Origin of the sequence: Cyanobium sp. FACHB-13342, assembly GCF_014697415.1 — a bacterium.
GTDB lineage: Bacteria > Cyanobacteriota > Cyanobacteriia > PCC-6307 > Cyanobiaceae > Cyanobium_A.
This window is the reverse complement of record NZ_JACJRT010000008.1, coordinates 470,885-477,004: the sequence shown is the minus strand read 5'-3', so window position 1 is coordinate 477,004 and position 6,120 is coordinate 470,885. Positions and strand designations below refer to the sequence as shown.

Sequence of the window (6,120 nt, the reverse complement as noted above, 5' to 3'; positions counted from 1 at the left end):
GTGAGCACGATGGCCTTCAACCTGAACGGTTTCAACTTCAACCAGTCGATCCTCGACGGCCAAGGCCGTGTGGTGAACACCTGGGCGGACGTGCTGAACCGTGCAGGCCTGGGTATGGAAGTGATGCACGAGCGTAACGCTCACAACTTCCCGCTCGACTTGGCCGCAGCAGAAGCCACCCCCGTGGCCCTGACTGCCCCCGCCATCGGCTGATTGATCAGCTACGGCTGAACAAGCCAAACGGAATCCCCCAGGCCCCCTCGCGAGAGGGGGCTTTTTGTTGGGGCCAACTGCTGCCCCAAGGATTCAATACAGCGCTTCTTCGGCATGGGTTTCGATCGTGCAGTCCGAGGTGGGGATGGCCACGCAGGTGAGCACAAACCCGGCGGCGATCTGGTCCTCGTCGAGGAAGGCCTGATCGTCCTGGTTCACCGTGCCGCTGATCAGCTTGCCGGCGCAGGAGGAGCAGGAGCCAGCCCGGCAGGAGATTGGTAGATCGATGGATTGATCGGCAGCTGCATCAAAAATCGATTGGTCGTCCGCGCAGTCGATGGTTTGGTTGAGTCCCTCATTGGCGTTGACGAGGGTGACCTTGTAGCTGGCCATGGCAATGGGTGGGGCAAGGGGACCGACAACATGCCGGCATGGCTGCACCCTGGCTGCAGACCCCGAACCAGGCCTAGTCCCCTTCTGGGGGTGGTTTGCCCCCGCATGGGGGGCGCGCCATCGTCGGCCGATCAGCGAGAGTGCAGATCTTCCTTGGGATCAGGGCGGCCGGTGGACACGATGCTGAGCGAACTGGTTCTGGCCGCCCTGCTGCTGGGGGTCGTGCTCCTCTCTGCCAAAACTTGAGGGCCCCGGGGCTGCCCCGCTCCCGGCCCCCAGAGCTCGACAGAAAAAGGGCTCGACAGGAAAAGGAGTCCCGGCCTCCAGGTTCTGGATGCAGGTCGGTCTCCCCTGGGCTGGCGACAGCGAAGCTCGTCCCTCATCGTCGCCCCGTCATCCTGGAGGGCAGACCAGGTTCTGGGCCAGTCCCCATCTGGGGGGAATGGGCCAGCTGGCGATGGTGGCTCACCCCTCCCTGGGGCCGTCCTGGGCTTGGGGGCAGCCGGGATCGCCGGAGAGATCATTCAGGAGCGCCAGCTCGCCGATCATGCGTTCGGCGTGCAGGTTGTAGGCCAGGGCCGCTTCCAGCTCTGACTGGAACGACCCCAGGAAGTAGCGCTTGCCCCGCCAGTAGAACTGGGCAATCCAGAGTTGGGTTTGTTTTCGGAAACTAACCCCCCGATATTTGGAGCTCGCACCATGCCGTTTGGGACGGCGGGCATAGGCCAGGTAGGCCTCTTCCGGCTTGCGACGGGAACGGACGGACACAGCATGCTGGGACACCCGTGACCAACTTGTTGGAGCGGCCGCCCGATCGACCAGTCCCCTTTTGGGGAATCTCGGGCCGTGCTTATTTCGGCGCGAGGAAGCTGATGGCGGCCGCCGGTTGCAGCTGGCGGGTCACATTGCCCTGCAGCCCGTCATTGCCCTCAATCTGGATGGCGCGCACGCCACTGCCGGGCTTGAGGTCGATCTGGTTGAGGTTCACCCACACCATTTGGGGCGAGAGGGCGGAGTCGAAGTAGTACACCCGGTTTTTCTGATCGATCAGGGTGCGCCACCAGGTGGGCGAGATGTTCGGGTGCTCCGGATCCGGCGTGCCCCAGGGCACGGAGATGTTGCGCATCACGCTCATCACCCCGGCCAGGGCCTGGCGGGGATCGCTGGTGGGCGGCAGCTGTTCGTTGTAGTAAGAGCCCCGCACGAAGCGATCCGGTGACTGGATCGAGCCCGGCAGCTCATGGGTGCGGTCCTTGGTGCTCCAGAAGGCGTTGAGTTTGAGCTGCTCGCTGTACACCGGGCTGTTGGTCATGACCTGGTACTGGCGGCCGTGGTGAATCACCGGTTTGCCCTTGAGATACTCGATCACGGCGGAATCGCCACTGGCATCGGAGACGGCCATGTGCACGGTGGCCTTGGCCTTGCCGCCGGGTCCGAACGGCACCGGCACGATCTGGATCTGATCGGCTTTCACCGCCTGCACCAGCTCCTTCACCGTGGCGTATTGGCTGAGCAGATATTGCGTCCAGGCGGCAAAGGAGAGGCGGGGGCGGCCAGCGGGGGCCGTCGCCAGGCCGAAATCGTTCTCGGCGAGATAGAGCAGGTTGGCGGCCAGCCCCCGCTCGTTCACCCCATCAAACACCGCATCGATGGCGCCACCGGGTTCGGTGCTGCCACTCACCACCACCGAGCCGTAACGGCTGGTCCAGCTCAGGGAGTTGACGCCGCCGGCTCCGTTCAGCCGTTCACCGCGGGGGATCACATAAAAGTGGGAGTTGAAGCCATAGGGCCAGTCCATGGAACGGCCGGTGATCACCTGTTGGTCTGGGCCGAGCCAGGTGACGCGGGAGCAGGCCAGGGCTGCTGGGGCGGCAGCGGCGAGGCTGAGGGCGGCAACAGCTGCAGCTGCCGTGAGGCGCTTGGGCATGGGGCCAAAAATTTCTGCCCCAAAGTTTGGCTGTGGTTTCCAAACCCCGCCACAGCCGCGGAGAGCAGGCTCGCCACGGTCAGTTCAGCGGGATGGCCCCATCGTGGGAGCTGCTGCCCCGCCCTCCCCGTGTCCCCCTTTGCCCTGCTGGTGATCGTGCATGCTCTGGCCGCCACGGTCTGGACCGGTGGCCACCTTGTGCTGGATCTGGGGGTGCTGCCGCGGGCCCTACGGCTACAGAGTGCGGCGGCCATCCGCGACTTCGAGGAGACGTTTGAGCCGCTCGGGCTCACCGCCCTCGCGATTCAGGTGCTGACGGGGTTGGCCATGGGCTGGATCCTCTTGCCTGGCTTTCGGGGCCTGCTCAGCCCGGCGAATCCGATTGGGATGCTGGTGGGCGTCAAGTTGCTGCTGCTGGCAGCGACGGCCGCGCTGGCGCTGCACGCCCGGCTGCGGTTGATCCCCGCGTTGCGTGATGACAACCTGCGTGGCCTGGCTTGGCACATCCGGGGCATCACAGCCCTGGCGATTGGCTTTGTGGTGGTGGGCGCCCTGATCCGGTTGGGTGGGCTGGGCTGAGCGGGGCCTCAGGCCTCGGCAGGCTTGCGGCCGCCGCAGTCTTCCCAGCTGCCCAGCAAGGCGTTCAGTTCCTGGTGCAGGTGGCGCAGCGCCGTGATTTTCTGCTCGATTTCACCGGCCTTGCGGCGGATCGTGGCCTGCAGCGTGGCACAGGTGCACAGGCCTGAGCGCCGTGATTCCAGGATGCGGCCCACATCCTGGAGAGGGATGTCCATGGCTTTGAGGGTACGGATCAGCACCAGCTCCGCGAACACCTCCTCGCCGAACAGGCGATAGCCCCCCTCGCTGCGGCTGAGCGGCTCAATCAACCCTGCATCGCTGTAGAAGCGGATCGTTTTGACGCTGAGGCCCGAGCGCTGGGCGACATCGCCGATCTTCAGGGATGGTGCGACCAGCACTTGACTCTCCCGTAGGGGGAGACTGCATCGTAGGGGAACCCTCTAGTTCTCCTCCATGCGTTCGCTGGCGATTCCCCTGTTGCTGGTGGGGTTGTGGGCTGCCCCCGCCCTGGCCCAGGGGGACCCCCACCAGCACCACCAGCACGATCATCAGCACCAGCAGCACGGGGTGGGTCCTGCCGGTGCCACCTACGACCTGCGCTGGCTTGACGCGATGGTGCAGCACCACACCGGTGCCCTGCGGATGAGCGAGGAGGTGTTCCACATCGGCTCCCCCGGGGTCGGTGCCCTGGCCCATGGCATCTGGCGTGACCAGGCCGCGGAGATCAAGGCGATGGGGCAGTGGCGCAAAGCCTGGTATCCGCAAGCCCCGGTGGGTCCCGTCGTCCTCAAAGCGGGTGGGGATCCCAACAGCATCACCGGCCTGGAAGCCATGGGCCCTGGCCAAATGCAGGCAATGCGGATGATGGGGGCCAGGCCCAGCAAGGCCAACCGGGTGGTGTGGTTTCTCGAGGGGATGATCACCCACCACGGTGCGGCCCTGGAGATGGCCCATGACGCCCTGGCCAAGTCCACCAACCCCACCGTGCGGCGCCTCGCTCGCAAGATCATCGTGGCCCAGCGCGGTGAAATCATCGCCTTGCGCCGCATGCTGCAGCGCGATGGATTGCGCAAGCCTCAGTACAGCCAATACGACCCGTTGTTCCGCTTCTGATGCAGCACCTCACCGGTCGAGTTCACCCGCCCGTGCCTCCCCTGATCTCGCTCCTGGCCCTGGCCCTGGTCGCGGCATCCCCCGTCGCCCAGGCCCATCCCAAGGGCCTCTACGACACCCAGCAGCAGGCCGAGCAACGGGCCAAGGAGCTGGGCTGTGAGGGCGTCCACCAAAACCAAGGCCAGTGGATGCCGTGCAGCAATGAGGCTGCCCTGCACCATCACCTGCGTCACCACTGATCCCTTCGTTCCCCATTGGCCATGGCTCCGTTGCCCCCATCCCGCTGGCGAAAGCTGCATCGTTGGGTGGTGCCGATCGCAGCGGCACCGCTGTTGCTCACGGCTGTCACTGGCTCGCTGTACAGCCTGCTGCTGGAGCGGGGCATCGATGCCTTCTGGCTGCTCAAGATCCATTCCGGCCGCTTTGGCCCGCTGAATCTGCAGCCCTTCTATTCCGCCTTGCTGGGGGTGCTCACCCTGGTGGTGGTTGTCTCCGGGGCCGCCATGCTCATCACTCGGAGCAGGGTCCGTTGGCCTTGATCTGCACCACATCGCCGAGCCGCACCGCACTGAGCAAGGTCTTCAGCTCCGGCTCCGCCACGTTCAGGCAGCCGCCGGTGACCTTCTGGCCAATGCGTTTGTCGTTGTTGCTGCCGTGGATGGCAAAGCTGTACCAGCGAAATTTGCCGTCATAGGTGTTGAACCCGAAGGGCTGCTTGACGCTGTTGACGGGGGCCAGGCTGATGTAACCGAGTCCATACTCGCCCGTTTCCCCGTCGCCATCGAAGTCGATGGCGTTCATCGAGGGGAAGAGGGTCTGCTTCAGCTCGGCCTCGGATTTGCCTGACGCGGCGATCAGCTTCGGGTCCATCACAAAGCGGCCCTTGCTGAGAATCGCATTCACCTTGAAGGTGCCCAGGGGGGTGTATCCCTCCTCAAAGCGGCTGCCAGCACAGGTGACACCATGGCGGCCGGAACCAACCTTGAACACCAGGCGATCCTCGCCGCGGGGCAACACGCCGAAGCTCATCGACGGATCCTTCAGGTCGAGGTCGACCTTGATGGGGCCCGTGACCGATGTCTCGGCCGGCTGGCCATGCTGGCGCTGGGCGCAGCCCGTGAGTGTCAGAGCGACCCCCACGAGGGCCAGCAAGGGGAGACGGCACATGGCGGGCTTGAGCGTTGGGCGCATGATGCCGGCGGGCAAGGGTGTGTGCTCCTAACCCACCGACCCTGAGCCCAGGGAGCGGATCAGGGCCCAGAGGCTGCCTCCGGCCTCGGGACGTTCCACGCCCCGATTCACAAACCACAATCCGGCGGCCATGGCATTCAGCGCCAAGGCCAGCAGCCAGACCCTCCATCCCTCCGGCAGTTTCACGCTGGGCCGTTCTTCCAAGGCCTGCCCATCATCGCTAGGGAGTGAACTGGGGGTTCGGCGCTGCGGGCATCCGCAACTGCCAAGCTTCCCCAAGCCGTATCTGCGCTGTGACCCGCATCGAGAGCCGCTACGAAGGGGACCTGCGCTGCCGCTCCAGCCACGGACCATCCGGCACCCTGCTGGAAACCGATGCCCCCACCGATAACCAGGGGCAAGGCGAGCGCTTTTCCCCCACCGATCTGGTGGCGACAGCCCTGAGCACCTGCATCCTCACGATTATGGGAATCGTGGCCAAGCGCCGCGGCTGGGCCCTGGAGGGCTGCACCGCCCGCGTGGAGAAAACCATGACTTCCGACCTGCCGCGCAAGATCGCCATGCTCACGGTGTGGATCACGCTGCCAGCCCATCTCGACGCCGAGCAGTGCACGGTGCTGCAGCAGGCCGGTGAAACCTGCCCCGTGAAGCTGAGTCTTGAAGGCAGCGTGCCGATGGAGCTCCACTGGTCCTGACGGCCATCG

At 65.2% G+C, this 6,120-nt stretch carries 11 protein-coding genes and 1 pseudogene; 6 read left to right on the top strand and 6 right to left on the bottom strand.

The genetic code is table 11. The features are described from left to right. Nucleotides 1-213, top strand: a pseudogene (locus H6G16_RS07980) (photosystem II q(b) protein); the annotation flags it as partial. 93 nt (nucleotides 214-306) lie between these two features. On the opposite strand, the gene H6G16_RS07975 reads toward H6G16_RS07980, so the two are convergent. The 3 genes from H6G16_RS07975 to H6G16_RS07965 all read right to left on the bottom strand — a co-directional run bounded on the left by H6G16_RS07975 (nucleotide 307) and on the right by H6G16_RS07965 (nucleotide 2,533). Next, nucleotides 307-606, bottom strand: a complete 300-nt coding sequence (locus tag H6G16_RS07975; protein ID WP_190389719.1) for a 2Fe-2S iron-sulfur cluster-binding protein — start codon at nucleotides 604-606, stop codon at nucleotides 307-309. A gap of 465 nt (nucleotides 607-1,071) precedes the next feature. Next, nucleotides 1,072-1,374 carry an AP2 domain-containing protein gene (locus tag H6G16_RS07970; protein ID WP_190389718.1) on the bottom strand — a complete coding sequence of 101 codons (303 nt, stop codon included), beginning with the start codon at nucleotides 1,372-1,374 and terminating at the stop codon, nucleotides 1,072-1,074. A gap of 82 nt (nucleotides 1,375-1,456) precedes the next feature. Continuing rightward, nucleotides 1,457-2,533 (bottom strand): linear amide C-N hydrolase, encoded by a 1,077-nt coding sequence (locus H6G16_RS07965; RefSeq protein ID WP_190389717.1) that lies wholly within the window; start codon nucleotides 2,531-2,533, stop codon nucleotides 1,457-1,459. Between the two features lie 129 nt (nucleotides 2,534-2,662). Here H6G16_RS07965 and H6G16_RS07960 point away from each other — a divergent pair, with 129 nt between their 5' ends. After that, complete coding sequence (locus H6G16_RS07960; protein ID WP_190389716.1) at nucleotides 2,663-3,112, top strand: CopD family protein; 450 nt, start codon at nucleotides 2,663-2,665, stop codon at nucleotides 3,110-3,112. Between the two features lie 8 nt (nucleotides 3,113-3,120). Here H6G16_RS07960 and H6G16_RS07955 read toward each other — a convergent pair whose 3' ends face one another. Continuing rightward, complete coding sequence (locus H6G16_RS07955; protein WP_347238831.1) at nucleotides 3,121-3,510, bottom strand: MerR family DNA-binding transcriptional regulator; 390 nt, start codon at nucleotides 3,508-3,510, stop codon at nucleotides 3,121-3,123. Nucleotides 3,511-3,565: 55 nt separating this feature from the next. Here H6G16_RS07955 and H6G16_RS07950 point away from each other — a divergent pair, with 55 nt between their 5' ends. The 3 genes from H6G16_RS07950 to H6G16_RS07940 are packed head-to-tail and all read left to right on the top strand — an operon-like array spanning nucleotide 3,566 to nucleotide 4,764. Continuing rightward, on the top strand, nucleotides 3,566-4,225 hold the full coding sequence (locus H6G16_RS07950) for a DUF305 domain-containing protein (RefSeq protein ID WP_190389715.1): 660 nt from the start codon (nucleotides 3,566-3,568) through the stop codon (nucleotides 4,223-4,225). A 32-nt stretch (nucleotides 4,226-4,257) separates the two neighbouring features. Further along, complete coding sequence (locus tag H6G16_RS07945; protein ID WP_347238830.1) at nucleotides 4,258-4,464, top strand: DUF3721 domain-containing protein; 207 nt, start codon at nucleotides 4,258-4,260, stop codon at nucleotides 4,462-4,464. 21 nt (nucleotides 4,465-4,485) lie between these two features. Further along, nucleotides 4,486-4,764 carry a hypothetical protein gene (locus tag H6G16_RS07940; protein ID WP_190389713.1) on the top strand — a complete coding sequence of 93 codons (279 nt, stop codon included), beginning with the start codon at nucleotides 4,486-4,488 and terminating at the stop codon, nucleotides 4,762-4,764. On the opposite strand, the gene H6G16_RS07935 is transcribed toward H6G16_RS07940, so the two are convergent. Both H6G16_RS07935 and H6G16_RS07930 read right to left on the bottom strand, forming a co-directional pair. Beyond that, complete coding sequence (locus H6G16_RS07935; protein ID WP_190389712.1) at nucleotides 4,736-5,392, bottom strand: L,D-transpeptidase; 657 nt, start codon at nucleotides 5,390-5,392, stop codon at nucleotides 4,736-4,738. The two genes, H6G16_RS07940 and H6G16_RS07935, sit on opposite strands and share 29 nt — an antisense overlap. Before the next feature lie 51 nt (nucleotides 5,393-5,443). Beyond that, nucleotides 5,444-5,620: a hypothetical protein gene (locus H6G16_RS07930; RefSeq protein WP_190389711.1), complete on the bottom strand. Its 177-nt coding sequence runs from the start codon at nucleotides 5,618-5,620 to the stop codon at nucleotides 5,444-5,446. Between the two features lie 89 nt (nucleotides 5,621-5,709). Here H6G16_RS07930 and H6G16_RS07925 point away from each other — a divergent pair, with 89 nt between their 5' ends. Next, nucleotides 5,710-6,111 (top strand): OsmC family protein, encoded by a 402-nt coding sequence (locus H6G16_RS07925; RefSeq protein WP_190389710.1) that lies wholly within the window; start codon nucleotides 5,710-5,712, stop codon nucleotides 6,109-6,111. Nucleotides 6,112-6,120: the final 9 nt, after the last annotated feature.